General features: G+C 61.7%; 24 protein-coding genes and 2 pseudogenes. 13 read left to right on the top strand and 13 right to left on the bottom strand.

Annotated features, from left to right (window positions below):
* Positions 1 to 57: 57 nt before the first annotated feature.
* On the bottom strand, positions 58 to 1,035 hold the full coding sequence (locus tag FJ428_RS19610) for a LysR family transcriptional regulator (protein ID WP_140500683.1): 978 nt from the start codon (positions 1,033 to 1,035) through the stop codon (positions 58 to 60).
* 119 nt (positions 1,036 to 1,154) lie between these two features.
* On the opposite strand from FJ428_RS19610, the gene FJ428_RS19605 reads away from it, so the two are divergent.
* From FJ428_RS19605 to FJ428_RS19595, 3 genes are read left to right on the top strand one after another with little or no spacing between them, the layout of a single operon-like run.
* Positions 1,155 to 3,602 carry an FAD-dependent oxidoreductase gene (locus FJ428_RS19605; protein WP_140879979.1) on the top strand — a complete coding sequence of 816 codons (2,448 nt, stop codon included), beginning with the start codon at positions 1,155 to 1,157 and terminating at the stop codon, positions 3,600 to 3,602.
* Positions 3,599 to 6,064, top strand: coding sequence for an FAD-dependent oxidoreductase (locus FJ428_RS19600; protein ID WP_140649343.1), 2,466 nt, complete (start codon positions 3,599 to 3,601; stop codon positions 6,062 to 6,064). The genes FJ428_RS19605 and FJ428_RS19600 overlap by 4 nt, the downstream gene beginning before the upstream one ends.
* A 14-nt stretch (positions 6,065 to 6,078) precedes the next feature.
* Positions 6,079 to 7,635: a trimethylamine methyltransferase family protein gene (locus FJ428_RS19595; RefSeq protein ID WP_224519141.1), complete on the top strand. Its 1,557-nt coding sequence runs from the start codon at positions 6,079 to 6,081 to the stop codon at positions 7,633 to 7,635.
* 80 nt (positions 7,636 to 7,715) lie between these two features.
* Here FJ428_RS19595 and FJ428_RS19590 read toward each other — a convergent pair whose 3' ends face one another.
* The 5 genes from FJ428_RS19590 to FJ428_RS19570 form a co-directional block, all read right to left on the bottom strand.
* Positions 7,716 to 9,242 carry an ABC transporter permease subunit gene (locus tag FJ428_RS19590; RefSeq protein WP_210242251.1) on the bottom strand — a complete coding sequence of 509 codons (1,527 nt, stop codon included), beginning with the start codon at positions 9,240 to 9,242 and terminating at the stop codon, positions 7,716 to 7,718.
* Positions 9,229 to 10,320, bottom strand: a complete 1,092-nt coding sequence (locus FJ428_RS19585; RefSeq protein ID WP_224519145.1) for a betaine/proline/choline family ABC transporter ATP-binding protein — start codon at positions 10,318 to 10,320, stop codon at positions 9,229 to 9,231. Before FJ428_RS19585 ends, FJ428_RS19590 begins: the two co-directional genes overlap by 14 nt.
* A 125-nt stretch (positions 10,321 to 10,445) precedes the next feature.
* Complete coding sequence (locus FJ428_RS19580) at positions 10,446 to 11,459, bottom strand: glycine betaine ABC transporter substrate-binding protein (protein ID WP_140818982.1); 1,014 nt, start codon at positions 11,457 to 11,459, stop codon at positions 10,446 to 10,448.
* Positions 11,460 to 11,579: 120 nt separating this feature from the next.
* A complete protein-coding gene (locus FJ428_RS19575) occupies positions 11,580 to 11,933 on the bottom strand; it encodes a Rieske (2Fe-2S) protein (protein ID WP_140500687.1) in 354 nt (117 codons plus the stop codon).
* A gap of 9 nt (positions 11,934 to 11,942) precedes the next feature.
* The gene (locus tag FJ428_RS19570) at positions 11,943 to 13,025 is read right to left on the bottom strand and encodes an amidohydrolase family protein (RefSeq protein ID WP_140558747.1); all 1,083 of its coding nucleotides are present in this window, start codon (positions 13,023 to 13,025) and stop codon (positions 11,943 to 11,945) included.
* Between the two features lie 124 nt (positions 13,026 to 13,149).
* Between FJ428_RS19570 and FJ428_RS19565 the strand changes: the two genes are divergently transcribed.
* From FJ428_RS19565 to FJ428_RS30700, 3 genes and pseudogenes are all read left to right on the top strand, one after another.
* Positions 13,150 to 14,007, top strand: a complete 858-nt coding sequence (locus tag FJ428_RS19565) for a LysR family transcriptional regulator (RefSeq protein WP_140649345.1) — start codon at positions 13,150 to 13,152, stop codon at positions 14,005 to 14,007.
* An 89-nt stretch (positions 14,008 to 14,096) separates the two neighbouring features.
* Positions 14,097 to 15,152 carry a hybrid-cluster NAD(P)-dependent oxidoreductase gene (locus tag FJ428_RS19560; RefSeq protein ID WP_181167341.1) on the top strand — a complete coding sequence of 352 codons (1,056 nt, stop codon included), beginning with the start codon at positions 14,097 to 14,099 and terminating at the stop codon, positions 15,150 to 15,152.
* Positions 15,153 to 15,251: 99 nt separating this feature from the next.
* Positions 15,252 to 15,504, top strand: a pseudogene (locus FJ428_RS30700) (zinc-binding dehydrogenase); the annotation flags it as partial.
* Between the two features lie 68 nt (positions 15,505 to 15,572).
* Here FJ428_RS30700 and FJ428_RS19550 read toward each other — a convergent pair.
* From FJ428_RS19550 to FJ428_RS19530, 5 genes are read right to left on the bottom strand one after another with little or no spacing between them, the layout of a single operon-like run.
* Positions 15,573 to 17,591, bottom strand: a complete 2,019-nt coding sequence (locus FJ428_RS19550; RefSeq protein ID WP_140879977.1) for a hydantoinase/oxoprolinase family protein — start codon at positions 17,589 to 17,591, stop codon at positions 15,573 to 15,575.
* 5 nt (positions 17,592 to 17,596) lie between these two features.
* Positions 17,597 to 17,935, bottom strand: coding sequence for a ferredoxin FdxA (fdxA, locus tag FJ428_RS19545; protein ID WP_140500691.1), 339 nt, complete (start codon positions 17,933 to 17,935; stop codon positions 17,597 to 17,599).
* A gap of 10 nt (positions 17,936 to 17,945) precedes the next feature.
* On the bottom strand, positions 17,946 to 18,149 hold the full coding sequence (locus tag FJ428_RS19540; protein ID WP_140879976.1) for a BON domain-containing protein: 204 nt from the start codon (positions 18,147 to 18,149) through the stop codon (positions 17,946 to 17,948).
* Positions 18,095 to 18,637: a CBS domain-containing protein gene (locus tag FJ428_RS19535; protein WP_140879975.1), complete on the bottom strand. Its 543-nt coding sequence runs from the start codon at positions 18,635 to 18,637 to the stop codon at positions 18,095 to 18,097. Before FJ428_RS19535 ends, FJ428_RS19540 begins: the two co-directional genes overlap by 55 nt.
* An 11-nt stretch (positions 18,638 to 18,648) precedes the next feature.
* Positions 18,649 to 19,170 (bottom strand): hypothetical protein, encoded by a 522-nt coding sequence (locus FJ428_RS19530; RefSeq protein WP_140518337.1) that lies wholly within the window; start codon positions 19,168 to 19,170, stop codon positions 18,649 to 18,651.
* 174 nt (positions 19,171 to 19,344) lie between these two features.
* On the opposite strand from FJ428_RS19530, the gene FJ428_RS19525 reads away from it, so the two are divergent.
* The 4 genes from FJ428_RS19525 (at position 19,345) to FJ428_RS19510 (ending at position 21,605) form a co-directional block, all read left to right on the top strand.
* Complete coding sequence (locus FJ428_RS19525) at positions 19,345 to 19,791, top strand: hypothetical protein (RefSeq protein ID WP_224519094.1); 447 nt, start codon at positions 19,345 to 19,347, stop codon at positions 19,789 to 19,791.
* 100 nt (positions 19,792 to 19,891) lie between these two features.
* The gene (locus FJ428_RS19520) at positions 19,892 to 20,098 is read left to right on the top strand and encodes a hypothetical protein (RefSeq protein WP_140500693.1); all 207 of its coding nucleotides are present in this window, start codon (positions 19,892 to 19,894) and stop codon (positions 20,096 to 20,098) included.
* A 320-nt stretch (positions 20,099 to 20,418) separates the two neighbouring features.
* Positions 20,419 to 20,883 (top strand): nucleoside diphosphate kinase regulator, encoded by a 465-nt coding sequence (gene rnk, locus FJ428_RS19515; protein WP_140518336.1) that lies wholly within the window; start codon positions 20,419 to 20,421, stop codon positions 20,881 to 20,883.
* Positions 20,884 to 21,044: 161 nt separating this feature from the next.
* Complete coding sequence (locus tag FJ428_RS19510; protein WP_140518335.1) at positions 21,045 to 21,605, top strand: nucleoside-diphosphate kinase; 561 nt, start codon at positions 21,045 to 21,047, stop codon at positions 21,603 to 21,605.
* 8 nt (positions 21,606 to 21,613) lie between these two features.
* On the opposite strand, the gene FJ428_RS19505 is transcribed toward FJ428_RS19510, so the two are convergent.
* A complete protein-coding gene (locus FJ428_RS19505; protein WP_140879974.1) occupies positions 21,614 to 22,159 on the bottom strand; it encodes a DUF488 domain-containing protein in 546 nt (181 codons plus the stop codon).
* A gap of 71 nt (positions 22,160 to 22,230) precedes the next feature.
* Positions 22,231 to 23,076 carry a LysR family transcriptional regulator gene (locus tag FJ428_RS19500; RefSeq protein WP_140518333.1) on the bottom strand — a complete coding sequence of 282 codons (846 nt, stop codon included), beginning with the start codon at positions 23,074 to 23,076 and terminating at the stop codon, positions 22,231 to 22,233.
* Between the two features lie 126 nt (positions 23,077 to 23,202).
* Here FJ428_RS19500 and FJ428_RS19495 point away from each other — a divergent pair.
* The 3 genes and pseudogenes from FJ428_RS19495 to FJ428_RS19485 all read left to right on the top strand — a co-directional run bounded on the left by FJ428_RS19495 (position 23,203) and on the right by FJ428_RS19485 (position 26,238).
* Positions 23,203 to 23,864: pseudogene (locus tag FJ428_RS19495) on the top strand (5-formyltetrahydrofolate cyclo-ligase).
* 102 nt (positions 23,865 to 23,966) lie between these two features.
* Positions 23,967 to 25,562, top strand: coding sequence for a cytochrome c oxidase subunit I (ctaD, locus tag FJ428_RS19490; protein ID WP_140560707.1), 1,596 nt, complete (start codon positions 23,967 to 23,969; stop codon positions 25,560 to 25,562).
* 55 nt (positions 25,563 to 25,617) lie between these two features.
* Complete coding sequence (locus tag FJ428_RS19485; RefSeq protein ID WP_140560706.1) at positions 25,618 to 26,238, top strand: Tim44/TimA family putative adaptor protein; 621 nt, start codon at positions 25,618 to 25,620, stop codon at positions 26,236 to 26,238.
* The last annotated feature ends 17 nt before the right edge of the window (positions 26,239 to 26,255 follow it).

The following is a 26,255-nucleotide window of genomic DNA, read 5'->3' as shown; positions in this document are numbered from 1 at the left end:
GGAATGCGCGGCGCGCACACCGCCAAACCTCCTTATCAGGATAACTGATGGAGTTGATTAGTCATGCGACGAGGGGCGATCGACGGCATAGCAGTCGGCGGGAAGGCCAGGCAGGCGGGTGCTGATCGCGTTGGTCAGCACTTCCGCGGTACGCGTGGCGAAAGCCTCGGGGAGGTTTCCGAGCTCCCGCTCGCGCGCGACCAGAAGGATGTTGCGCGACAGCCCGGTGAACGGCAAGGGATGGACGTCAATCTCCATACCCTCCGCCAGCCCGTCGATGAGCAGGGTCGGCGTCAGGATCGCAAAGCCCATGCCGGCCGCGACCGGCGCCATCACCACGCTGGAGCGGTCACCTTCCATAGCACGCGGGATCTCGATGCGCAGGCGGCTCAGATGCTGGTCGACGCGCAGGCCAACCGGCGTCTCGCGCGAGAAGCGCACGAAGGCGAGCTTCTTGGAGAGCTTGACGATGTCACCGACATCGCCGGCAAAACCCTTTGGCGTCACCAGCAGGAATTTTTCGGTCATCACAGGATAACGTGTCAGTCCCTCAATCTCGAACAGCTCGCCGGAGGTGACGGCGAGGTCGGCGCGGCGGGCCCGCAGCAAGGCGACGTGGTCGGTCGCCAAACCCGCGAACAGGCTGAGCTCGGGAATGCCGAAACCCTTGCGGGCAAGGACCGAAAGCGCCGGCGCCAGCGTTGTCGCGATCGACGCCAGAAGCGCGATGCGCAACAGCGGCAGCGGTGCTGCATTGACGCGCCGCGCGTCGGTGCGCAGGCCCTCGACCTCGGCCAGTATGGCAACGGCGCGGCGATGCAGCGCGATGCCGGCTTTGGTGAGCTCGATCGGCCGCAAATTGCGATCGATCAGGCTGACGCCGAGCGCGCTTTCCAGGTTCTTCAGATGCTGCGAAGCGGCCGATTGCGTCATGCCCAGCATCTGTGCCGCCTGGGTGACGTGCCTGGTCTCGACGATGGCGACGAAAACCTCGATCGATCGGAAAAGGTTGAAATCGAAACTGCCGCTCTTCACCCGCAACTCCGCCCGTGAAGCATCATAAGTTTTCCTAATGTTGCGAAATTTGGGTTGAGCGCAAGTGGTTTAGCGGGAAAAGATCGCGCTGTTCCAATCCAGCGAAGGTATCCCACAAGGTGAATGGCAGCGCACGCATCGTGATCATTGGCGGTGGTGTCATTGGCCTCGGCATAGCCTATCACCTTGCCGAACTGGGCGTGAGCGATGTCGTCCTTCTGGAGCGCCACCAACTGACCAGCGGCACATCCTGGCACGCCGCCGGAATCGTCGGTCCGTTACGCGCCAGCCTCAATCTGACAAGGCTGGCGCAATATGCGACCGAGCTGTTTCCACGCCTCGAGGAACTGACGGGCCAGGCGTCCGGCTACCGCCGCACCGGCGGCCTGTGGCTGGCGCGACGTGCGGAGCGCATGGACGAACTGAAGCGCATCGCGCATTTGGGCGATGTCTGCGGCCTCACCGTTGGGATTGTCGATCAGGCGGGCGTGGCCGAGCACGTGCGCGGCATCGTCACCGATGGCGTCGAGGGCGCGCTGTGGGTCGAGGAAGACGGCCAGGCCAATCCAGTTGATATCTGTGCGGCCTATGCAAAACGGGCCCGCGCCGCCGGTATCCGCATCCTCGAGGGGTTAGCCTGTTCGGGCATCGTGACCCGCAACGGCCGGGTCGTTGGCGTCAAGCTGGCCTCCGGCGCCACCATCGATTGCGAGACCGTCGTCAACTGTGCCGGCGCCTGGGCGCGCGATATCGGCGCGCTCGCCGGCGTTCCTGTGCCGCTGCAGGCCGTCGAGCACATGTATGTCGTGACGGAGCCGATCGCCGGCCTGCAGGATCCGTTTCCCATCCTGCGCGACCTCGACGAAGGCATCTACATCAAGGGTGATTCGGGCAAGCTGGTGCTGGGCGGCTTCGAGCCGAACGCCAAGCTCTTCGACGTTCGCGGACCGGTTGGCGACAGGCCATTCCTCGAACTGCCCGAGGATTGGGAGCAGTTCGAGCCTTTCATGTCGGCCGGACTGAAACTCCTGCCGGCGCTGTCGCAGACCGGCATCAGGCACTTCATGAATGGCCCGGAGAGTTTTACCCCCGACACGCGGCCGCTGATGGGCGAGTCGCCCTATCTGCGCGGCTTCTATGTCGCCGCCGGCTTCAACTCGACAGGCATGATGTCGTCGGCCGGCGCCGGCAAGGCCATGGCCGAATGGATCGTCGACGGCGAGCCCAGCCTCGATCTGTGGGCGCTTGACATCGCCCGCTTCGACCGCGCCGCCGCGGCGCGCTCTTTCGTCGGCGCCAGGATGGAGGAAGCGGTTGCCGACCTCTTCCGCATGCATTGGCCTTACAAGCAGGCCGCCGCCGGGCGCGACGTGCGGCGTTCCGCCTTTCACCGTACGTTCGCCGAAGCGGGTGCTGTGTTCGGCGCGCCGACCGGCTGGGAGCGACCGCTCTGGTTCGGCGGCACGGAGACGCGCGGCTATTCCGTCGGCGCTCAGAAATGGTGGAGCCCGGCCAGGGCCGAAGCCGATCGAATGGCGCAAGGCGTTGGCCTGTTCGAGCTTTCGCCCTTCACCAAGATCGATGTGCGTGGACGCGACGCGATCCAGCTGATGCAAAGCCTGTGCGCGGGGGACGTCGACAGGCCCGAAGGCCGCGCCGTCTATACGCAGATGCTCAACGCACGCGGCGGCATCGAGGCCGATGTGACGGTCACGCGAGTCGACGAGCACGGCTTCCGGGTTATTTCAGGTGCCGCGACCAGACAGAAAGATTTTGACTGGATCGCGCGCCATGCTGAGGATCTTGGTCTCAACGTCTCGGTCTTCGACGCCACGTCCGCAGAGGCCGTTCTCGGGGTCATGGGGCCGAATTCGCGGGCGCTGCTGCAGAGCCTGACCGACGTCGATCTTTCGGACGCAGCCTTCCCGTTCTCGACTTCGCGCCGCATCGACATCGGCACCGCGAATGTGCGGGCGACCCGAGTCAGCTTTGTCGGCGAGCTCGGCTTCGAGCTTTATGTGCCGGTCGAACACGGCGAGAGCCTGCTTGCCATGATCGTCTCAGCGGGCGGCGCCCATGGCCTGACCTTTTGTGGCCACTACGCGCTGGATGGCTGCCGGTTGGAAAAGGGCTATCGCCATTGGGGCCATGATATCGGGCCGAAGGACACGCCGCTGGAGGCGGGCCTGTCCTTCGCGGTGTCCTGGAAGAGGGATGATTTCATCGGCCGCGATGCCCTGCTGAAGCAGAAGGCCGATGGCCTGAAGCGCCGGCTCATGCATTTCGCCGTCGACGGCGACAATCCGCTTCTGCTGCATGACGAACCGATCTATCGCGACGGCAAACTTGCCGGGTTGACGACGTCAGGTGGCCTCGGCGTTCGCACGGGGCTCAGCCTTTGCCTGGGCTACGTTGCCTGTGATCCAGGCGAGACGAAAACGCAGCTGCTTGCCTGCGACTACCAGATCGCGGTGGCCGGTGCGCGCTACAGGCTGCGCCCACTCGACAAGCCACCCTATGACCCAACCGGATCGCGCATGCGCGTAAGCGCGGAGGAAAATTCATGAGACAACAGGCCCGCGTGGTCGTTATCGGCGGCGGCGCCATGGGCGTGTCGCTGCTCTATCACCTGGCCAAGCGCGGCTGGAGCGATGTCATGCTCGTCGAGAGGCAGGAGCTGACAGCAGGCTCGACCTGGCACGCCGCCGGGCTCTGCACGCATTTCGCCCACAATGCGACGATCATGGAGATGCGCGCGCATTCGGTGCGGCTCTATCGCGAAATCCTGACCGCCGAGACCGGGTTGCCGACAGGTTTCCACCCAAGCGGCGCATTGCGCATTACGCGCTCGCCGGAGCGCATGGACGAATTCCGCCATGTGCAGGGGCTTGGCCGGTTCGTCGGCCATGACTTCCACATTCTCAGTCCCGATGAGCTCAAGCAGATCTATCCGCTCTGCCATACCGACGGCATCATAGGCGCGATCTACGAGCCCAATGACGGTCATGTCGATCCGACGCTGGCGACCAACGCAATGGCCAGCGGCGCGCGCTCGCGCGGCGCCGAGATCGTGCGCCACAATCCGGTCCTGGCAATCGAGCGCAAGCCATCGGGCGAGTGGCTGGTCCGCACACAACAGGGTGACATTGTCGCGGAGCATGTGGTGAACGCGGCCGGCACATGGTGCCGCGAGATTGGCGCCATGATGGGGCTCGACCTGCCCGTGGTGCCGATGCTGCACCAATATGTCGTGACCGATACCGTCCCCGAGATTGCCGACCGGATCGCCGCCGGCGCCAAGGAACTGCCGATCATCCGCGATCCGGAAGAAAGCTGGTATCTGCGCCAGGAGCGCGACGGCTTTATCGTCGGCCCCTATGAAAAGTCGGCTCACCCCTGGGCGGTCGATGGCGTGCCACCAGAATTCGGCATGGACTTGCTGCCGCCCGACCTGGATCGGGTCGAGCACATCATCGCGCTGGCGATGGAGCGTGTCCCGGCACTCGCCAATGCCGGCATCAAGACGGTGGTCAACGGGCCGATCACCTTCACGCCGGATGCCAATCCGCTGGTCGGTCCGGCATTCGGCCTCGGCAATGCCTGGCTGCTCACCGGCTCAAGCATGGGCGTGATGGAAGGCGGCGGCGCCGGTCGCTTTCTCGCCGACTGGATCGTCGACGGATCACCGCCAATGGATGCGCTTGCCATCGACCCACGCCGCTTCGGCAATTATGCCGACCGCGACTATCGCATCGACAAGGCGGTGGAAGGGTTCGGCCTGCAATTCGGCATCCACTATCCCAACGAGGAACGCGAGGCCGGCCGCCCGCGCCGCACGACGCCGGCGCTCGAACTTCAGAGAAGCCAGGGGGCAGTGCTGGGCGCCGCCTATGGCTGGGAGCGGCCGAACTGGTTCGCTGCCAACGGCGCCGACCGTGACCCGCCACTGACCTTCCGCAAGCCCGGCTGGTTCGACGCGGTGCGCGGCGAGTGCCGTGACGTGCAGGCCAGCGTCGGCGCCATCGACCTTTCGGCCTTCTCCAAATTCGAGATCGGCGGACCAGGCGCCAGCGCCTTCATGGCTTCGCTCGGCGCCAACCGACCACCGGAACGTCACGGCCGCATCGGGCTCATTCACGCGCTGACGGCAAAGGGCGGCGTGGCGTCGGAATTTACCGTGACCCGACTCGGCGACGATGGGTTCTACTTGACCAGCGCAGCACTTGCGGAGCGACATGACGAAGGTCTGCTACGCTCACGCGCCGCAGCCTTTCCAGGTGTGACGATCGACAACGTCACCGAGAGGCGCGGCGTGCTCGGCGTGATGGGGCCGCGTGCCCGTGACCTCTTGGGAAAGATCTGCGAAGCCGATCTATCGAATGCTGCATTCCCCTGGCTTTCCGCGCAGATTATCCGCGTGGCCGGCATCAAGACGGCAGCGCTCCGGGTCTCTTATGCCGGTGAGCTCGGATGGGAACTGCACGTTCAGTTGGCGCAGTTCGGCAAGCTCTACGAAGCGATCACCAAGGTCGGAACGCAGTTCGACCTGCGTCCGTTCGGCATCTACGCGCTCAACGCGATGCGGTTGGAAAAAGGTTATCGTGCTTGGGGCGCCGACCTGACCACCGAACGTACGCCGCTGGAGGCTGGGCTGGGTGCGCTGGTCAAGACTGACAACCGGACGTTCGTCGGCCGTGAGGCGATGCTGGAGCGCATCGGCGAAAGCGCCTGGTCCATGCTGCTGCTCGAGATCGATGACGACGGCGAGAGGCTGCCGTTCTACGCCCACGCCGTGATGCAGGCGGGGCGCCCGGTCGGGGTCGTTACCTCCGGCAGCCACGGCTTCCGCACCGGCAAGACCGTTGCGCTCGCCTATCTGCGACCCGGTGTTGCGGCTGAAGGCCTGACCGTCTCGATCCTCGGCAGGGAACTGACGGCGCGGGAGCTGAAGAAAGCGCCTTACGATCCGGACAATCTGCGGCTGCGCGGCCTTCAGGCCGATGCGCCGGCCGCCTTCATGCCTGCCTGATCACGGAGACGAAAATGGACAAGGACGCGATGATCGACGCTCCAGCGCCACGAAGCGGGGGCCGAGCGGGAAGGCAAGGCCAGCGCCTGGCCCAGCAGGCGCCGCGGCGTCCCTACATCAGCCGGCGGATCGGCACGTTCAATATCCTCGACGAGGAAGGCCTGAGCCTGATCGAGGCGAATGCCGACCGGCTGCTCAAGGAGGTCGGCATGGAGTTCCATGACGATCCCGAGATCCTCGACATCTTTCGCGATGCAGGCGCCGACGTGCAGGGCACCAGGGTTCGCTTCGAGCCCGGCATGTGCCGCACGATCATCCGCGCCACCGCGCCTTCGCAATTCAAGCAGCACGCTCGCAACCCAGCCAACACGGTGGTGATCGGCGGCGACAACACCGTGCTGTGTCCGTCGTGGGGACCGCCCTTCGTCCACGATCTCGATCGCGGACGGCGCTACGCCACGATCGCGGACTTCCGCGATCTGGTGAAGATCCATCAGATGATCCCGCATCTACATCATTCGGGCGGCGTCGTTTGCGAGCCTGTCGACCTGCCGGCCAACAAGCGTCATCTCGACATGCTCTACACCCACATCCGCCATTCGGACCGTGCCTTCATGGGCGCGTTCATCGGTTCGAGGCGAGCACAGGACGCGGTCGACATGGCCAAGATCGTCTTCGGCGAGGAGTTCGTCGCCAACAACGCTGTGCTCTACAACGTCTCCAACACCAATGCGCCGCTGGTGCTCGACGCCAACATGTCGGGTTCGCTGAAGGTCTGCGCCCGCAACAACCAGCCGGTCGCCTGCACGCCATGGACGCTGGCCGGCGCGATGAGCCCGTGCACGGTCGCCGGCACGCTGGCGCAGGTGCTGGCCGAGGCGCTCGCCTGTCTCAGCCTCGTACAGCTGATCAACCCCGGCGCGCCCTGCCTGATGGGAAGCTTTGCCAGCACGATCTCGATGCAGAGTGGAGCGCCGACATTCGGGACGCCGGAAGCGGGCAAGATGGTGCTCGCCTGCGGGCAGTTGGCGCGTCGCGTCGGCGTTCCGTTCCACACCGTCGGTTCGCTGTCGGCCTCAAAGCTTCCCGACGCACAGGCCGAGCAGGAAGCGACATGGGGCATATTGATGTCGATGTTTGCCGGCGCCAACGTGATCAACCACGCCACCGGCTGGCTCGAGGGCGGACTGGTCACCGGTTTCGAAAAGACGGTCATCGACGCCGATCTCTGCGGCAAGGTCGCCAGCCTGTTCGAAGGCATCGATCTGTCGCTCAATGCGCAGGCGATGGAGGCGATCGAAGCGGTCGGGCCGGGATCGCATTTCCTGGGCAGTGCGCATACGCAGTCCAATTTCCTCTCGGCCTTCTATCGCTCCACCAGCAGCGACAACAATTCCTTCGAGCAATGGAACGAGGACGGCCGGCTCGACGCCGCGCAACGCGCCAACCGGCAATGGAAGAGGCTGCTCGACGACTACCAGGATCCGGGGCTCGATCCGGCGATCGACGAAGCGCTCCGGGCCTTCATCGCCAACCGCAAGACCAGCGAGCCGGACCAGGCTTATTTCTAGAGCAGGCACCGCATCTTTGATGGCCCGTTCGTGAGATGTTGACCGGCCGAATTCCGCGAGAAGATCGTTCCCAAACGGCTTTATCTGGTTCGTCCTTGCACGATACGGTCGATGATCATGGCGCAGAGAAGTATGGCGAAGCCCGCAAGCAGTCCCTGCCCGACAGCTGCGTATTGAAGCGCGTTGAGGACATCTTCTCCCAAACCTTTGGCTCCGATCAGGGAAGCGATGACCACCATTGAAAGGCACATCAAAATGGTCTGGTTTATGCCGGCCATGATCGAAGGCATCGCCAGCGGGAGGTCGACGCGTGTCAGGAGAAACCATCTCGTTGCACCATAGGCTTGCGCGGCCTCTCTAATGGCCGGCGGGACACCCTGCAAGCCGAGCGCGGTCAGGCGCACCACTGGCGGAGTACCGAAAATCAGCGTGGCGATGACGCCGGGCGGCTTGCCGATGCCGAACAATGCGATCACCGGGATCAAATAGACAAATGCCGGCATGGTCTGCATGAAGTCGAGCACCGGCCGCACGGCGGCATAGACGCGCGGTCGGCGTCCGCACCATATCCCAAGCGGGATTCCTATCGCGAGGCAGATAATGGCCGATGTGCCCAACAGGGCGACCGTTTCCAGGCTCTTTTCCCAAAAGCCAAGCACGGCAAGATAGGCGAGCGCAGCCGCGGTGAAGATGGCGACGCGCGGCCCCGCCAGTTGCCAGGCCAGGGCTAGAATGATCGCCATTGTCACTGGCCAGGGCATGCCCGTCAGTCCATAGGCCAAGGCATCGAGCACCAACGATATTGCGCCTGTGATGCCGCCGAAAAAGCCCTCCCCGAGATGCGACACCGCTCCCATCAGGCTGTCCAGACCCGATGACAACGCGGCCTGCCACTCGCGATTCGAGGGCGCGGCAGTCAGCCAGACGGCTGGTGTCGGCGCGGCGAAGCGATAGACCGAAAGCCCATAGGCTGCGATGCAGAAGGCAAGGGCGCATAGCGCCAGCGGATGATTGAGCCCGCGCTGAAGCGTCGGGTTCGAACGCCAGCGCGCGAAGCGCCGCTCCAGCATCCGGTTGGCGAGGAAACCGGCGATCAACCTGGCGAAGAGCAAAGTGACAATGCCGGACCCAATTACAACTGGCGCCTTCGCTTTTGCGGCGTCGGCCCGCATTCTGGCCGTGTTGGCAGCTTTCTCCAGAGCGGCCGCTGATGATTTCAGGCCAGCTGCATTGTCCACCCCCGCTGCCTCGGCGGCCTTTGCCTGTTCCGCGCGCGCCTGTGCCTGCTTGGTGACGCGTTCGGCGCGTGCTTGCTCCCCGGCGCCGAGGTTGCCAGCCGCGCCGACGCCGATCTGAACCACCGCAAGCGTCTCCAGGAAGAAGATGAGCCAGAACAGAAGTGTGATGCCTCGGGCAGCGGCCCACACCGGCCCAAGCAGCGCGGCCGCCAGGTTGAACGGCCAGACGGCACCGGAAGCCCGCCGGATGCGGGCGAACACATCGATATAGTAATCGGGGTTGCGGAGGACGAATTCTCGTACGAGTCCTTCCTCTACCGGTTGGGCGTGCTCTATCGATTGCACAGCGACAGGATCATGGGCGTTCACGGATTTCGCCCTTTCGCAGACCGTGGAGCAGGATCTGCCTGTCGACGATGCCGACGACAGACCCACCGGGATCTGTCACAGCAAGCGGTGCGGCATCCCGTGCCGCGAGTTCGACGAGTTCGGCCAGGGATTCTCGAGAATCCACCCTGCGCAACCGCTCGACGTCCAATTCCGGATGAGACCGGCTCTTGAAACTCTCGACCGACTCCATGATGCGCCCGGCGGTGATCACCTTCAGGCGCGAGATGTCGGCGACGAATTTCGCGACATAGTCGTGCTTCGGAGATGTGACGATCTCCTCGGGCGTGTCGGTCTGGACGATGACGCCATCTTTCATGATCGCGATGCGATCGCCGATCCGGATCGCCTCGTCGAGGTCATGGGTGATGAAGATCACTGTCTTTCCCATCGAGCGCGAGAGGGCCAGGAACTCGTCTTGAAGTTGCCGCCTTATCAAGGGATCGAGCGCGCTGAATGGCTCGTCCATGAGCAGGATCGCTGGATCGGCAGCCAAAGCGCGGGCGAGGCCGACGCGCTGCTGCATGCCGCCTGAGAGCTCATGGCAGTAGCGATCCCCCCAGCCCGACAGGTTCACCTTGGCAAGTGCCGCCTCGGCCGCGTCAAATCTCCGCTGCTTGGTCGCGGCTTGGATCTCCAGCGGGAGCGCGACGTTGTCGCGTACGGTGCGATGCGGAAGCAGACCGAAGCTCTGGAACACCATGGCGATCCTGCGAGACCGCAATGCCCTCAACTCAGCGGGCGACTTGGCCATGACGTTTTCACCGTCGACGAAAATCTCGCCGGCGGACGGCTCGAGCAGGCGGTTTATATGGCGGATCAATGTCGATTTGCCACTGCCCGACAGGCCCATGACGCAGAAGATTTCACCCGGCCGAACCGAAATGTTGACGTTGGCGACGCCCACGACACATCCGAAGCGCCTGGCCACTTCGTCCTTGTCCAGGCGGTCGCGCAAAATCGCCATCATCGCCACTGGCGCGCGGGCGCCAAAGATTTTCCAGACGCCCTTCAAAATGATGGCGGCACCGTGGCTTGCCGCGTCTCCGCGGTCCGCCAGGCCGGGCCCTCCCGGCGCAATGATCGGTGCGGTGTCCACCGGCTACCGCTCCCGTCCGATCACGGATTTGAGCGGCCGGGCAACAGTGCAGGCCGGTTCAGAGCCTGCAATGCCGGCCCTGGCCTTCAATGACCGAACCACTTCGCCACGTCGTCGGGGTGGGCTTTGATCCATTCCTTCGCCACATCGCCTGCCGGCTTCTTGTCGACGATGATTGCATAGGCCCATTTGCTGATGTCGTCCGGATTGAAAGTAATCCGATCCAAAGCGGCGGTCAGTTCCGGTTGCCGCTGGGCCAGCGAACCAGCATAGGCGATGTGCACGGTGGTGTCAGCATATGCCGACGACACTTTCGATTTTTCGAACCATTGAGGATCCTCGCTCGGCTGCAGCATCATGAACTTGGCTGGGTCGTGTTTCGGTTCGGTGAGAAAGGCAAGCTTGTAGCGGGCGAAATTCTGGTGTGGGCCGTAGCAGTAGCCGACCCATGGCTTGTCTGCCTTCGCGGCCCGGTCGAGCGATGCCGCGGCCACCGCTTCGTCGGTCACCTGGAGATCGAAGAAATCGGCGAATCCATAGTCGCGGGCCCGCACCTTTTCGATGTTTGTCGACTGCCAGCCTGACGCGCCGATCCAGATTTCCCCCTTGCCGTCGCCATTGGTATCGAAGATCTTGGCGTTGTCCGGATTGGTGAGATCCGCGACATCCTTGATGCCATATTTGTCGATCGTGACCTGGGTGACGCAGTAGCCTTGCTTGGCTTCGTAGCCGTTCTGCGCGAGTTTCACCGTGCCGGCGCTTTTGACATATTTGTCTACCAGGCCCTGCTGGTTCGGCAGCCAGACATCTGGCCAGATGTCGACCTCCCCTTTGTTGCGATCCATGGCTTCCCAAATGACTGGGACTGCGGTGGTGGTGACGGTGGAAACGTCGAGCCCAAGCTCCTGTTCGGCCGCGTTCTTGATGACGTTCATGACCGCCGTTGCGGTAGCATAGTTTGGATCCGGCATAGTCACGTCTGCACCGAACGCCGACGATACCGGCGCCAACAATAGAACGCCGAGAGATGGTGCAAGAAGTCGGTTTTTCATATCGTTCCCCAGTTGAGTTGCGCTGGTTTTTCTCAGCTTATTGGTCAAGTTAGCGAAACGTGCAGGCAATCCATCCCAAATTGTGCCGCATTAGCAAAAACGATGAAGCGCATAAGGCGGTCGTTGAGATTCCGATACCCGCTCTGTAGGCAGAGGGTGTCTCCATGCTCAGGCCGTCACGTATATGCTCCCTGCCTCGACGGAGACTGGGAACGTCCTCGCGCGAACGGACGGGTTGACCAATGCTGCGCCCGACCTGATGTCGAATTCCCACCCGTGCCAGGCACAGCGAACGATTTCATTCTCACGGTGATAGATGAATTCGGCTCGCTCGACGGGAGCAGTCGTTCCGCATTGCGGTCCCTCACAAAGGGGGGCCCCTCGATGCGGGCATACATTCAGCAGCGCATGGAAACTATCGCCGATCCGGAACACGCCGATCGACAGGCTGCGCACCTTGGCGATGAACGGCGTTCCGACCTGGATCTCGTCGGCGCGACAAATATACGTCTTCTCAGCCATGTCAGGTCGTCACGCTGCAGCAGCGGCTTGCGGGCGGGGAATGCGCTTGTAAACGTCCAGCGCATTCTGGCCGAGCACCTTGCGGCGCCATTCCGGCGGGATGTGCAAAGTGTTGACGTCATCGTAGTCCCAATGGGGGTAGTCGGACGCAAACAGCAGCGTGTGCTCCCCGTCCATGGCCTCCAGGATCGCCCAGAGGTGGTTGACATTCGAAGGCTGCTCCAGCGGTTGGGTGGAGAAACGTATGTTACGCCGGCAATATTCCGACGGCAGCATTTTCAGCCATGGCGTCTCTTTTCGCAGTGCTTTGTAGTCGGCATCCAGGCGCCACAGGACCGACGGGACCCAGGCGACGCCGCACTCGATGATCACGAAGTAGAGGTCCGGCCATTTCTCAAAAACGCCATGGGCAATCATGCTTGCCACATGCGACATGGCCGACATGTGCAGGATCGCATGGGTTTCCCAGAAGAAAGTGGTGGGCGCTGGCGCGACAGCGTTCCAGTTGATGCCGCCATGTCCACCAAGATGTATGGCGAACGGCAAACCGACCTCGGCACAGGCCTCGAAGATCGGGTGATAGAACGGGTCGCCATACGGCCGCACAGAGCCTTGGGAGGCCAGAACTTGCGCCATCCGGGGATGCGCGCCGAGGCGCCGGATCTCCGCCGCCGCAAGGCGCGGGTCTTGCGGTGCGATGATGATGGAGCCCATGAAGCGGCTGTCTTTCGGCAGCCATTCATTGATCTGGTAGTCGTTGTAGGCGCTTACCAGCGCGCTAGCGTAATAGGGATTTGCCAGTGTCGACGCTTCGATGGGCTCGTCGCCAGTTAGGATTGCCACTCCGACATTGTATTTATCGAGGTGCTTCTCCTTCATGATCAGGTAGTTGTCCGCCTCCACCTTCGGTCGCACATCCTTGCGGGAGAAATCCTGCGGATGAAACCAGGGGCGATGGCCGTGCGGAAAAGCGCCGACCGGGCCGGTCTTCTCGCCCTCGATGAACATGTCTTTCCAGACACCGGACAGGTAGGGCTCCAGCACCGTCGCGTTGGACCAATAGTTGTGGCAATCGCAATCGACTATGAACACTTTTCCCTCTCCCTTTGATGCGGCCGTCACAGACCGTGGCTTCTGCACCGAACTTCCGCTTTGATAGTGCTCGGATCAAGCGTATGAACAGCTAGATACGATCGCAAAAATCGATGGCTCGCCTATGCAGTTGGAACAAATAGAGACGTTTCTCGACATCATTGAATCGCGAAACTTCAACCGGTCGGCGGAGCGCCTCGGACTGACGCAATCGACGGTCAGCACCCGTGTCAAGAACCTGGAGGCCGCCGTGGGATCCGAGCTCTTCCATCGCGGCCGCGCCGGTGCCGAGCCGACCGCGGCAGGGCGGCGGTTTGAGGTTTACGCGCGGTCAATGCTGTCGACCTGGTCCCAGGCCCGTCACGACGTGCGCGCCTTTAACAGATTCGAAGGCAGCCTTCGGGTCGCTGCCCAGGTTGGAATGACCCGCTCGATCCTGCCGGGTTGGTTGGAAATGCTGCTGCAAGTCTTGCCGCGGTCCTCGATCCATGTCGAATCCGACTACTCGCCGCAGATGATATCTGATCTGAGCCTGGGAAACCTCGATATTGCTGTTATTTATGCTCCACGCTACCTGCCCGAGATCACATATGACCAACTGATGGTCGAGGAATATACAATGGTCTCGACCAAGGCACGCCGGCTTAGCGATGTAAGCCCGGACAATTACATCCGGCCGGGTTACACCGTTGCGCTCGAGAAGGCTCATGCCGAGGCGTTGCCAAATCTGACTGCGTGCCGGCTTTCGATGGGCTCCGAAACGCTGGCCGACAATATGCTGAGACGCGCAGGCGGCACCTGCTACATGCGCGCCGACGATGCGCGTCGCTTCGCCGCCGAGCAACCCTCCCACATTGTGGAAGGTGCTCCAACTCTGCATCAGCCCGTCTACACCGCAATTCTCGCGCGACGCCGGCATGAGCCAATCATAAAGAAAGGCATTCGCGCGCTTCATCTTGCGGTCATGTCGCTGGAAGGTTGATCGATATTGTCGATCATAGATGCTTGAGGTTCCTCCTGTATCGAACGTAGGCCTGCTGGCATTCTTGGCCCCTTAATGGGAGCCAGATGATGAACGCCCTCGTTTCTTTCGCTCCCTCCTGCCGATCCGACCGCGTCAGCGGACGTCACACGCTGATCTGTCGCGGCATCGTTCAGGAGACGCACGACGTGAAGACCTTCGTCTTTTGTCCAAAGCGCGGGCAGGCCGGCCAGTTCAAAGCCGGGCAGTTTATCACTCTGAACCTCGTGATCGACGGCGCTCCGGCCGTCCGGACTTACTCGATCTCTTCGCCGCCAACCCGGGTGGGAGACGTCAGGATAACCGTCAAGCGCGTCCCCGGCGGCCTCGCTTCCAATTGGCTGCATGACAATCTCGAACAGGGAAGCGAAATAGAGATCGACGGCCCGTCCGGCAGCTTCAACTGGGATGACCTGCGGAGCGACCGGCCGCTTTTCCTCTCCGGCGGCAGCGGCATAACACCGGTGATGTCGATGCTGCGCACGCTCGCCGACAGTGGCTCCGACAAGGATGTCTGCTTCATTCATAGCGCACGCTCGCCGAAGGACATCATCTTCGGTGACGAGCTTGACAACCTGGCACGGGACCATCGCAATTTTCACGTCCATGTCGTCTGCGCCGAAGCTGTGCATAATTGGGCCGGTCCAACTGGATTGGTTGGTGAGTCCATGTTGCTGAAGTTTGCTCCCGACATTAGGGAGCGCACCGTTTATGCCTGTGGGCCCGAGCCTTACATGAACGCAGTCCGGAACGCCCTCAACAGCATCGGCTTGGATCCTGGTCGGTATCATGAGGAGAGCTTTGGCGGCCTGCTGAAGCCTGCACCGGTGTTGCAAACAGCCCAGGCCGCTTCCGTGCGTTTTGCTCGCACAGGTGTCACCCACCAATGCCGTTCGACACAGACCCTGCTCGAAATCGCTCGGAGCGTTGGTCTGTACCTGCCAAGCGCTTGCCAGCAAGGGATTTGTGGGACCTGTCGTGTGCTGAAGGTCAGCGGCGACGTGGAAATGGCTGATTTCGGCGGACTCAGCGCACAGGAGAAGGACGCCGGATATGTGCTCGCCTGCTGCACACATCCCATGGGAGCGGTGTCGATAGACTTGTAACTGCAGGCGCACACCGCGGCCGTGCAAATCACAAAGCAATTCAATACCGATATTGTCGTGGAAGGCACCGAACCGATGACCAATTCGCGTGAGAGATAAGACATAGGCAGCATCGATCTGGTGTTCGACGTCATCGGTGGCGACATCCAGAAGCGGTCTGCAGCCCTGATCCGGGGCGAGGTATGCTGGTGACCGTCGTCGGACCAGCCGAGGCGCAGCCCGCGGATGGGTTGGCGGTCGATTTCGTCGTCGAGTCCGGTCGTGGCCAGTTGAGCGAGATCGTCCAGCAGGTGCGGAACGGACGGCTGCGGACGAACATTGGCAAGGTCGCGATCTCGACGAGGCGATCGCCGCCTCAGGAAAAAATACTGTCAGAGCATTGTCACCCGACAACGCTTCACTCACAACAACGCGTGCATGTCACGACGCGATTCGCGGCCGCCCGGTGGCTGTCGCGACGACGATGGCTTCCACGAAACTGCGCTCGCCTTCGATTGTAGCAGCTCTTATGTCGCGTGCGATCTCGATCCGAGCCTGATCGGCCCCGGCGCGCTCGGCAAGACCTGCCGCCAAGACTCGAATGTGGGCTTCGGCTGCGGCCATCGCCTCGTCCTCGGTGTCATAGTCGTCCAGCCGCTCGCCGGAATTGAGACGGAAAAGCCCGATCTCCGGTTGGCTGACACGCGCTTCCGCTGACATTCGCACCTGCCCAACCACGGCGCCCAACGCATTTGCGACATCGGCGTGTTCGGCAATGCTGCATTCATTGCCGATCAATTGCGGCAGCCCGGCAAAGTGCAGCGAAGCCGACGCCCCGAGGCCGATCACCGGCCGGTCGAGCGCGATCGACAGCCGCGCCATGCCGCCTCGCCCGCCAACCGCCCGCTGAACCAGCGGGTTGGCAACGGAGACGCCGCCCTCCAGCCCGTCCTCGGCAAATACCGATTCAAGAATTACTTCGGCAGAACGCCGGGTGACGGCGGCAAGAACCATCTCGGAAAACGCTTCTGCGCCTTTGGCGACACGATGCCCCTGGCCGTCGCGCTTGCGTGAGAACAATTCGGCGCCCAGTCGAGCCGCGACAGGATCCCAGTTCCCTTGCCGGCCGAGCACATGGGCTGCATCGGATGGCGTGAAGCCGACGATATGCACCAGGCCACGTGCGACGAGGCGATTGAGCGTCGCGACCTGTGACGTCGATACGAGCAACCGGTCGAGCGCGGCGGGAATTGCCGAAATGTCAGCATAGAGCCGCGTCTCGGTAACCGTCAGGCCTGCGGCTAGACGTTCGGGCACGCCTGTGCGCAATGCGAAGCGGCCGTCCAGTCGGCTGGTGTTGGGACTGAGCAATTGCCGCTTGAGACCTTGGTATATGGCATCGCCGTGTTTCACCGCGGCGAGCGCGAGCGGTACCAGCCGCCGGGGCCCGAGCACGATCGTCGAAGCCAACGACTGCTCATGAAGCGAAACTTCCGAATCCCCACCAAGGCCAAAGGTGCGCATGGCGACGGCTTCCACCATGGTTCGCATTCCGCCGACGGTGGCGCCTTCCGGATCGAGCCGCAGGCGGCCGCCGTCCAGGACTGCGATGTCGGTGGTGGTGCCGCCGATGTCGGACACCACCGCATCATCGATGCCGGTCATGTACCGCGCCCCCACCAGGCTTGCCGCTGGTCCTGACAGAATGGTCTCGATTGGCCGAGCGCGGGCGAATTCTGCGGTAATGAGCGCGCCGTCGCCACGCACGACCATGAGCGGAGCGACGATCCCGCGTCTTGCCAGAAAGCTCTCGGTGGCGTCGACAAGGCGATCGATCATCGAGATCAACCGGGCGTTGAGAAGCGTGGTCAGCGCCCGACGCGGGCCGCCGAGTTTCGACGACAATTCATGCGAACAGGTCACCGGGAGCCCGGTGCGCTCGCGGATGACGTCACGTACCGCGATTTCGTGTTCGGGATTGCGAACGGCAAAATAGGAGGCCACGGCGACGCCTGAAACTGTGTCGGCGAGAAACGGCAGCGCAGCCACGAGAGCGTCGAGCACCAGCTCACGCGGATCTCCGTGGACGTCATGTCCGCCCGGGCAAAAGATCACGGGATCGGAGCCGAGGGCTTTTGACAATCCGTTCCGGGCAAGGTCGGCTTCAGTGAAGCCGATCATCACCAGCGCGACCCGCCCGCCCTGCCCTTCGACGAGGGCGTTGGTGGCCAGCGTGGTCGACATCGAGACGAGCTTGATCGCGCTGGGCTCGATGACTGCCTCGGACAAAACAGCGTCTGCGGCGCCGGCGATGCCCTCGGCAAGATCGTGTCGCGTGGTCAGCGACTTGGCCTTGGCCACGATGCCTGTGGATTCCGACCACAGCACGGCATCGGTGTACGTGCCGCCAGTGTCAATGCCCAGATAAAGTGGCGACGGCTGGTGCGCACATGCGTTCATTTTGATCAGTCACCCGACCCAGGTTCCGGCGAAAAATATTTCGCGAGCTTGTCCGCTTCGCCGTCGAACGCCTTGGCGTCGGCGGGTGGATCGCGCTTGATCGCAATATTGGGCCACACAGACGCATACTCGGCGTTCAGCGCGAGCCAATCCTCGAGACCAGGCTCGGTATCGGGAAAAATGGCCTTCGCCGGGCATTCCGGCTCGCAGACGCCGCAGTCGATGCATTCATCGGGATGGATGACGAGCATGTTCTCGCCTTCGTAGAAGCAGTCCACCGGGCAGACTTCCACGCAGTCCATGTATTTGCATTTGATGCAATTGTCGGTGACCACGAATGTCATTCGGTGGCCTTCAGACCAAGCCGTAGGTCATATCGAAGGGAATGCGATGGTCATCGATAGCCCGCACGCCAGCGGTGTTTTCAGCCAGGACGATCGAGGCTTTCCGCTCCTGCTCCGACAGATACGTTCCCCACAGGGTGACCACGCCGTTGTTCACGATCACGTCCGAACTCGAGGGCCACGATTCGGATCGCAAGGCATCGACAATCTCCATCCTGATGCTGCTGTCGTCATGCAAGGCCGGAGCGCGCCACCCTTTCCTGGCAATGACCAGCGCTCGCACCAGATTAGCGCGGCTGACGATCCCAACCACCTGCCGTCGCGCAGCACTGGGGCACGCTTGATCCGATTATGCTCAAGCAGGGTTGCGATCTCGGCGACTGGCGTACTCTCGACCACCGTCGCAACCTGCTGTGTCATGACGTCGATCACATGATCGGAATGAGACTTGACATAGCCTTCCGCCTGAACCGCGTTGTTGGTGAACAAATGAAGCCACCAGGAACAGCCCTGCGGCGCTGTTCCGATCTCCGCCCGGCGGATCAGGTCCCCTTCACTGACGATGCCCAGCAGCGCACCTCGATCAATCACCGGCACGGCGCTGATCCCGTGCGACAGAAGAATACCGGCGACCTCGTCCACCGTACTGTCAGGCCCTACCGCGATGACCGGCGACGTCATGACGTCTTTGGCGATCAGCATTTCGTCCTCCTTCACCGGTCTGCAGGCGGCAGTACCGGCGGCAAGGTCGTTCCTGAGCCTTGCCCGTTGCCAGCATGGAGATGGATCGCGCGACAAAACTCCCTTGCATGGAAAGCGTAAGCTTCCAGATCGGCCGGATCGCCAGCGAACAGCCCCATGTCCTCGGCTTTGTGGAAGAACCAGGGAGCGGGCAAACCAGGATCGAGCGCGTTCACGGCAACAGCCGCAAGCAATGGCAGGCCTTCGTCCGCATCGTCGTCCATCAGTTGTTCGAGTGCACCCCGGATCACGCCTGTTGCTTCCGAACCAACCATGCTCTCGGCCAGTCTTGCATAGGTGATCGGCAGCCGGGTCCGTGCTTGCAGGAGCAGTTCCTCGCGCAGCCGCGTTTTGAGAGCATTGTCATCCACGGGTACGATTGGGATGCCGTCATCTGCGTCAGGGCGATTGGCAGATACCATTCGACCGACGACATGACGCCGAATGTCCGGGCCAGAAAGGATCCTGCCGAAATCGTGTTCAAGCCTGTCCATTATTGTCATTGCCGAGCCCAAGGTGCCCTTCGCGCGATATCGCCAAACAGTCTCCTAGCGTTGAGACCTGCTGGCTGGCACCCAATCTGTCGTTTCGCTACGCACGAGCTTCACTCATCCTTATCTGCAAGACAAACGAAATTTATTGCCGCTTCAGCACAATTATTTTGCACCATGATTCCGATCGCGGTGAGGGGCGCAACCCTTTCCTTTTCGGATTCGATATGCATTTTTTACGGACGCGGCCGTCGCACCCCCAGCGTCCTGGGTTTCAGCAGGCGGCAATTCGCTCCCAAAGCGATCCAGAAGGAGATTTTGAGGATGATCACTGGTGCTCAATGCCGTGCCGCTCGCGCACTGGTCGAATGGACCCGTGAAAAGCTCGCCGGCAATTCAGGCGTGGATGCGCTGGTCATCGAAGAATTCGAGCGCCGGATCAACCTTCCTGACCGAGATATCTGCGACACGCTGCAAACCGCGCTTGAAAGCGCCGGCGCCGTTTTCATTGCCGAGAACGGCGGCGGTATTGGCGTTCGCCTGAAGCTCAACCGCTCGGAAGTCAAGCGGATCGGCGTTCTGGAGAATGAAGGCGGCATTGTCGGAACAGATGCCGTTCCATAAGCAAGACCTTCGGGGCCCAATGAATTCATGGTCGCAGCCCGTCGCTGGACAATCCAGGATCGGCATCGGCTTGATAGTGCACACAAGGGAGATGGCTCTCATGACAGTTATCTGGGACGATCTCACCAAGGAGGAGCAGACGGCACTCAAGCGAATGAACCGCGGACCCTACCCATCTCTATCGAAAGCCTTGGCCGAACGTCTTGTCTTTCTCGGGCTGGCTGAAGAAAGACCCAGCGGGACCGGGATAAACCGGGCCGGAAGAGAGCTGGTGATAAGAACGTTGCTTGGCGCCCGCTCTGACTAGTTTAGGATTGATACCCGCCAAACTGCACCGAGGTGGCTGACTTGACTTCCCGGATTGCTTCACCAACTATGGTCCTATGAACGCCGCAGTCAGAATTCGTCGCGATTTTCTTTTCCGGGTTTGCCCCATAGCGGGAATGTAGCCCCCGGCTCGGCTGCCATGCGTGCCCCGAGCCGAGGGGCGGTGCGATTACCCACATGGGATGGTTCCGCAGGACCTCAAGCCTCCGGAGCATTGGCGTTCCATCAAGATTTTCACGAATTGGCTCGATTCCGGCACCCTCCGTGGCGGCTGGTCCGAGCGGAAGCACGAGTATTCAAATGCAAGACAACACGAAAACGCGGCGCAAGCCGAACATCCGCATCTCACAGTCAGACCATGCGCGTCTGTCGGCGGTTGCGAGCACCGTGGCCGCGCGCAATCCGGAGGCCTCCGATGAACTGCTCGCCGAACTCGAGCGGGCACGTATCGTCGCCGATGATTGGGTCTCCGCCGGCACCGTCCAGATGGGTTCGACGGTGACATTCAAGCCCGATACTGGCAATGCCAAAACAGTCACGCTGGTTTTTCCTGGCGACGCGGACATCTCCGAAGGCAAGGTTTCAGTCCTCACGCCGATCGGCACGGCCCTGATCGGCCTCTCGGCCGGACAGTCGATCATGTGGACAGCGCGCGATGGGCGCCGGCACAAACTGTCGGTGCTTGCCGTAGGCCAACCCGCTGCGGAAGGCGATGCAGTCGATCGGCGCGCACCAGCGTCTTCGGCGATCCCGGCAGACGCCTAGACATGGGCGTTTCCACCCGTCTCCTCAATCACGCAGGCAGCCTGATCGCGGGAGTGTGACCCCTGCGCCGGCCTGTTCTGGTCCGGCACAGGGGTAGCTTCCACATCCGATCAAATGCTTGACGCCGGAACCCTTTCACGGGTCCGTCTTGGAGACGCACCATGCCCACTATCGATAGCTGCCAACTGACCACCAAGGACTTCACGATTCTTGAAGTGATGCAAGAGCGCCATCCCCGCGGCGATGCCTTGTCCGTTGTCCTTCAACGGAAGATTTCGAGCGCAATTGTGATGTTTCGAGAAGACATTCCGCCAACGGTCGTGACGCTCAGCACCCGAGTGACCTATCGTGTAAACGACGGCCCTGCCGAGACCCGCATCGTCGCACATGACGAGATGCGCGGTCTGGTTGGCATGCTTTTGCCGATCACCAACCCGCGCGGCCTGGCGCTGCTTGGTCTGGCCGAAGGTCAGTCCATGTCCATTCCGACCGCGCAGGGCGGCCATGAAACGCTGACTGTGCATGAAGTGGTCTACCAGCCGGAAGCGGCAAGGCGGGAGAGATTGGAGTTGACGGGGGGTGCAGCGCCCGACCCGTGGCGACCGAACGGACCGGTTTTGCGCGTCGCCCATCACTCTGATGAGTCACAACCCAAAGCGGAAAACAGGGTCATGGCGGCTTTCAACGACGGGTTCGACGACCCGGGGCCGTCGGCCGCCTGAGGCCTTGACTATCCAGAACGCTGGGAAAGCGGGTAGACAAGCGTTCCGTCGAGCCTTGCCTCCACACCGTCGGTGAGCTTCGCCGGCTCGACCTTGTCATGGCCCATCAGATGAAAAACGGACTCGCCACGACTGATCAGATAGTCCGCGACGATTCTTCTGTGGCAACGCCACCAAAGCGTTTCCGAGCACATGATGGCGCACCGCTGCTGCCTGCCAAGGGACACAAGCCGCTCCAGGCCGCCATGAAACTCCGCCGACAGCGCGTAGTCGGCGTAGTTGTGAAAACTCTGGTTGATCCAGAATGCATTGAGCGTCGGTGGAATGGGGTGCGCCTTGCCGCGCAGGCCGCCAAGCTCGGCAATATGCTCATATCCGATCGCGAAATCCGCAAGGCTGTCCGGCAGCGTTTCGCTGTTGAATTGCGGATTCGCCCGCGATCGCCGGATGGTCCTTATGTCGACCACGAGGGTAATCTCGCCAACCCGCAACAGGGCGACGAATTCGGCGATCGACCGGGTCGAGTGACCGATGGTGTGGAACGGATAAGGCATGTTCGATCAATCCATGGCGGTGGATTTCTTTCCGGCCGCATGATCAGTGATTTGGAACTGACAGAACACGGTCATTTCACCACCTGCTTCAATCCACGTAGCGCCTCCTGTACGTCGGTTCGCGACGCGCTTGCATCCGGATAGACTGCATAGGCCGGATAGGTGAATTCCGGCGCGCCCTCCACGACCTCCAGCTGCCCGGCCTCGATATGGGGCGCTGCCGCGCCCCTACGGAAATAGCCCATTCCGCCGGCGCGCAGAATGTAGCTCAGCCCAAGCGGACCAAGGCCGACCATTAATCCCGGCTCGCCGAAGGCAGAGGAACTGGCGCCATGTTGGGCCGCAAACAGCGGCCCCCAATCGACATAGACATAGTCCCTTGAGGCGTCCAACTCTGAGTCCCTGTCCGTGCTCCGAACCAAGACGAGCTGCTCCTCCACGAGGAGCTCCACCCTGAAGCCTGGCAGCAGCTTCGGCGCATAGAGCACCGCGATGTCGAGAACGCCAGTCCTGAGCTGCTCGAGGAGCTGGTCCGGCACGCCGACCTGGGCTTGGATGGCGATTTCCGGCCTGGCCTTCTTCATCCAGACCAGCCAATCGAGCAGCAGCGGGTTCCACAGGCTGAGCTCCCCGCCCAGGGCAACGACGCTTGTCCGTCCCGATGGGATGGCGAGCTGGTGGCGTGCTCGTTCCCAGATTTGCACGAATGATTGCGCGAACCGCTCGAACTCCCGGCCCGCCTGCGTCAACTGCGCACCATTGCGATTGCGGACAAAGAGCTGACGTCCGAGCTCTTCCTCCAACGTGCGTATCCGCGCGCTGACAGTGGTCTGGGTGACGTGGAGTCGGTCGGCAGCTCTCAGAAAGCTGCCGGAATGGACGATTTCCAAAAACGTGCGCGCGCGGTCGATGTCCATGCTGGTTCCCGATTAGTGCAATAATCTTGCATCAATACAGCATTTAATTCCGTTTGCCTTCCTGTTTTACGCAGCGCAACGTCCACGTAGGCGAGGGTCTCCGCTGTAACGGATATGGAGCGTGCGATGTCTGATCAGGAGGATGTTTGTCCGGAGACGAGAGAATACGCCTCTCCACCATGCTTTATGCATGAGCTTGTCCCGGGGTACGGCACTGAGCCGGCCGTTCAGGACGCATGGCCCGATGTCTGTCGATGGCGCAAGGCGGAACGCAAGCGTCTAATCGATGAGCGTCTCGCGATCGACGCCGAGGAACGCAATGCGAGGTCTTTACGCATCGCTTCCGTTCTCGACCTGGCCGTCGGTCGGGTGAGCGGGCGGATCGTCAGCGGCTATTGGCCGTTCCGCGGTGAGCCCGACCTCCGCAACTGGGCGATAAAGGTGATCGAGCGCGGCGGGCGGATTGCGCTTCCAGTCGTCATCAAGAAAGGCTGGCCGCTGGAGTTTCGCATCTGGGGGCCGGGAGACCCGCTCGAACGCGGAGTCTGGAATATTCTTGTCCCTCTCATGGACCTGCCGTCCAACCGGATGTGGTCATCGCGCCCGTTGTCGGTTTCGACGAGGCTAACTATCGCCTGGGTTATGGCGGCGGCTTCTTCGACCGGACCCTGGCCGCGGCGCCCAGGCGGCCTCTCGTCGTCGGCGTCGGTTACGCCCGTAGCAGGATCCGAACCATCTATCCGCAGCCGCACGACATTCCGATGGATGTGGTCGTCACGGATGAATGAAAGAGCGCAGGCAAGACCTAGCCCCGTGTGACGGCGGATCGCAGGTGCCGTCCATGGTTGAGGCCGTCTTGCCTGCCGGAAGAGGAGAGCAGGAAGCACATCATGTCCAATCCAGCCTCGACCTTGGATGATCACAAGCCCCGGTTTCTCGTCCGATGGCTGTTCTCGACCAACCACAAGGATATCGGGACGCTTTACCTGCTGTTCTCGATCATGGCAGGCGTCTTCGGTACGGCGCTTTCCGTGTTGATCCGCATGGAGTTGCAGGAACCGGGTTTGCAGATATTTGGCGATCCGGGCGTCTACAATGTCGTCGTCAGTGCCCATGGGCTGGTCATGATCTTTTTCGTGCTCATGCCGGCGCTGATTGGTGGCTTCGGCAACTGGATGGTGCCGATCATGATTGGCGCGCCCGACATGGCTTTCCCCCGCTTGAACAACATCTCGTTCTGGCTGCTGGTGGTGTCATTCATCCTCTTCATCACCTCGATGTTCGTTCCGGGAGCGCCCGGTACGCTCGGCCATGGCGGCGGCTGGACGCTCTATCCGCCTTATTCGACGGAGGGCCAGCCAGGTCCCGCCGTCGACCTCGTTATTCTGTCCATCCACCTTTCGGGGGCCTCCTCGATCCTCGGCGCGATCAACTTCATCACCACCATCTTCAACATGCGCGCACCCGGCATGACCATGCACAAGATGCCTCTGTTCGCTTGGTCGATGCTGGTCACCGCCTTCATGCTTCTCATGTCGCTGCCGGTGCTCGCCGGCGCGGTCACCATGCTGTTGACCGATCGCAACTTCGGGACGACCTTCTTTTCGCCGTCCGGCGGCGGTGATCCGATCCTCTACCAGCATCTGTTCTGGTTCTTCGGCCATCCCGAAGTCTACATCATGATCCTGCCTGGCTTCGGCATCATCAGCCACGTCATCTCGACCTTCGCCAAGAAGCCGATCTTCGGCTATCTCGGCATGGCCTATGCAATGGTGGCAATCGGCGCGATCGGCTTTGTCGTCTGGGCGCATCATATGTATACGACCGGCCTGTCGGTCGACACGCAGCGCTACTTCGCCTTCGCATCGATGGTCATCGCCGTTCCAACCGGCGTGAAGGTGTTTTCGTGGCTGGCGACCATGTGGGGAGGATCGATAGAGTTCAAGACACCCATGATGTGGGCTCTCGGCTTCGTCCTGCTGTTCACCATTGGTGGCGTCACTGGCATCATGGTTGCGAACCCCGGTATCGATCGCGTGTACCACGACACTTATTTCGTGATCGCTCACTTCCACTATGTGCTGTCTTTGGGGGCGGTCTTCGCGATCTTTGCCGGCTTCTACTACTGGTTCCCGAAGATGACCGGCTATATGTACAGCGAAACGCTCGGCAAGCTGCATTTCTGGCTGATGTTCATCGGCGTCAACCTCGTCTTTTTCCCGCAGCATTTTCTGGGCATGGCCGGCATGCCGCGACGTTACGCCGACTATCCCGATGCTTTTGCCGGCTGGAATTTCGTCTCGTCGATCGGTTCCTACATCTCAACGGCCGGGCTTGTCGTCTTCTTCATCGCGGTTGCCGAGGCCTTCAGCCGAAGACGCCAGGCAAGCGCCAATCCTTGGGGCGAAGGGGCGACGACGCTGGAATGGCAGCTGCCATCGCCGCCGCCCTTCCATCAATGGGAGAAGCTGCCGCGCATTGCCTAGTGTTCGCTCCGGTTCCGAACCGGCGCCTGTTTCGACATTCTGTCGGGAGAACGTCATGAACGAAACCACAGATCCAAACAACCAGATCCTGCTCGTGGCGATCATAGCGTTTTATTGGGCATTGCTGGGCAGTTGGGGCCAAACTCTGCCGCGCTCGGGCAACGACAAGGCCAAGCAGGACGATGCGCCGACAGAGCAGCGAACCGGCAGTATCGACGATATATCCTATACGGACACACGCTTGGATGCGATCCGAGAGATCGACCCAACTTTCGACCTTGCCGCGTTTCTGACCGGTGCCAATACGGCTTATGAAGCTATCCTGCGCGCGTATGCGGACAGCGACATCCCAACGTTGAAGCGTCTCGTCGGGCCGGAAGTGCTCGATATCTTCGGACGAGCGATTGCCGGCCGCCGGGATCGGGGGGAGATGCTGCAACTCACCTTCATTGGCACGAAGGAAGCAAAGGTCGTCGACGCTCTTGCGGAGAATAGCACCGCTGAGATTGCCGTTCGCTTCGTTTCCGACGTGGTCAGCGTTACACGCTCGGCCAACGATGCAATCGTCGCCGGCGATCCCCAGCAGATCGTTGAGGTGATCGATACGTGGACGTTCGCCTGTGACACCCAGTCAACAAAGCGCAATTGGATGTTGATCGCCACGGAAGGCGAGTAACGAGTGCATACTCACCC

Source organism: Mesorhizobium sp. B2-8-1, from assembly GCF_006440955.1.
GTDB lineage: Bacteria > Pseudomonadota > Alphaproteobacteria > Rhizobiales > Rhizobiaceae > Mesorhizobium.
This window is presented reverse-complemented; position numbering and strand designations above follow the sequence as displayed.